General features: G+C 60.4%; 2 tRNA genes and 1 rRNA gene. All 3 read left to right on the forward strand.

The features are described from left to right. Positions 1–49: ribosomal RNA gene (locus AAHF99_RS27135) — 16S ribosomal RNA — on the forward strand; the annotation flags it as partial. Between the two features lie 188 nt (positions 50–237). Continuing rightward, a tRNA-Ile gene (locus AAHF99_RS27140) sits at positions 238–314 on the forward strand. A 10-nt stretch (positions 315–324) separates the two neighbouring features. Next, a tRNA-Ala gene (locus AAHF99_RS27145) sits at positions 325–397 on the forward strand. Positions 398–692: the final 295 nt, after the last annotated feature.

The following is a 692-nucleotide window of genomic DNA, read 5'->3' on the forward strand; positions in this document are numbered from 1 at the left end:
GTCGTAACAAGGTAGCCGTAGGGGAACCTGCGGCTGGATCACCTCCTTTCTAAGGGTGCTGTCAGCTGGATGATCGGTTCGCCGGTCCGCTCCACGGACGGCGCTATTAGATACCAGGGACCTGTCAAGGTCCCATTGGCGGGACAGCCCGAGGGCGCCGTCCTCGTTTTCCTTCCTCACAATATCCGGACAGCGGGTCGTCCGCGCGTCACATCCGTGACGTAGGACAGCCGGCACGGGCCTGTAGCTCAGGTGGTTAGAGCGCACCCCTGATAAGGGTGAGGTCGGACGTTCGAGTCGTCCCAGGCCCACCATTCTCAGTACGGGGCCATAGCTCAGCTGGGAGAGCGCGTGCTTTGCAAGCATGAGGTCGTCGGTTCGATCCCGTCTGGCTCCACTCTTTTTGGGACTTGCCCGCGAGCCTGTGTAGGGCTGGCGCGGGTGAGGCCGTGAGGTGCGAGCCTTCCCGATCCGGATTTTGTCAGAAGAGAGAGTTTGCCGCGAATGCAGCGGTCTGAGGGTCCTATGATCCCGGGCAGTTGTTCGTGTGCGAAAGTTCAAAGAAATCGTGAAGAGGGAATGTGACTGTTGGGGGCGCGAGAGCGTTTCTCCTTCGGTCATGTTCGGCAAGCATACGGCGGTCGGGTCGGAAACGACCTGATCGCTGGTCTTTTTGCGACCGGATCGCGCTT

This window comes from Methylobacterium litchii (genome assembly GCF_038442315.1).
Taxonomy (GTDB): domain Bacteria; phylum Pseudomonadota; class Alphaproteobacteria; order Rhizobiales; family Beijerinckiaceae; genus Methylobacterium; species Methylobacterium litchii.